At 53.3% G+C, this 1,159-nt stretch carries 1 rRNA gene; it reads left to right on the top strand.

Annotated elements, in window-relative coordinates:
* Positions 1-1,159, top strand: a 23S ribosomal RNA gene (locus AB0K92_RS33560); the annotation flags it as partial.

Below are 1,159 nucleotides of genomic sequence, written 5' to 3'. Positions count from 1 at the left end.
GGGGAACTGAAACATCTAAGTACCCCGAGGAAAAGAAATCAACCGAGAGTCCCCCAGTAGCGGCGAGCGAACGGGGAGGAGCCCAGAACCTGAATCGGCTTGTGTGTTAGTGGAAGCGTCTGGAAAGTCGCGCAGTAAAGGGTGATAGCCCCGTACACTAAAATGCACAGGTCGTGAGTTCGATGAGTAGGGCGGGACACGTGACATCCTGTCTGAATATGGGGGGACCATCCTCCAAGGCTAAATACTCCTGACTGACCGATAGTGAACCAGTACCGTGAGGGAAAGGCGAAAAGAACCCCGGAGAGGGGAGTGAAATAGAACCTGAAACCGTGTGCGTACAAGCAGTAGGAGCTCCGCAAGGAGTGACTGCGTACCTTTTGTATAATGGGTCAGCGACTTACTGTTCGTGGCAAGCTTAACCGTATAGGGGAGGCGAAGGGAAACCGAGTCTGATAAGGGCGCATAGTCGCGGGCAGTAGACCCGAAACCGGGTGATCTAGTCATGCCCAGGGTGAAGGTGCGGTAACACGCACTGGAGGCCCGAACCCACTCCCGTTGCAAAGGTAGGGGATGAGGTGTGATTAGGAGTGAAAAGCTAATCGAACCCGGAGATAGCTGGTTCTCCTCGAAAGCTATTTAGGTAGCGCCTCATATGTATCCTCTCGGGGGTAGAGCACTGTTATGGCTAGGGGGTCATCGCGACTTACCAAACCATTGCAAACTCCGAATACCGAGACGGACTGTATGGGAGACACACGGCGGGTGCTAACGTCCGTCGTGAAAAGGGAAACAACCCAGACCCACAGCTAAGGTCCCAAATTCACTGCTAAGTGGAAAACCATGTGGAAAGGCACAGACAGCCAGGAGGTTGGCTTAGAAGCAGCCACCCTTTAAAGAAAGCGTAATAGCTCACTGGTCGAGTCGGTCTGCGGGGAAGATTTAACGGGGCTAAGCACAGAACCGAAGCTTGGAGTGCATAACTTTGTTATGCGCGGTAGAGGAGCGTTCCGTAAGCCGTTGAAGGTGGATTGAGAAGTCTGCTGGAGGTATCGGAAGTGCGAATGCTGACATGAGTAACGATAATGCGGGTTAAAAACCCGCACGCCGAAAGCCCAAGGTTTCCTTGCGCAACGTTAATCGGCGCAGGGTGAGTCGG

It is taken from the genome of Streptomyces sp. NPDC052687 (assembly GCF_040678395.1).
GTDB lineage: Bacteria > Actinomycetota > Actinomycetes > Streptomycetales > Streptomycetaceae > Streptomyces.
The sequence above is the reverse complement of the archived record's forward strand: the minus strand, read 5'-3'. Positions and strand labels throughout refer to the sequence as shown.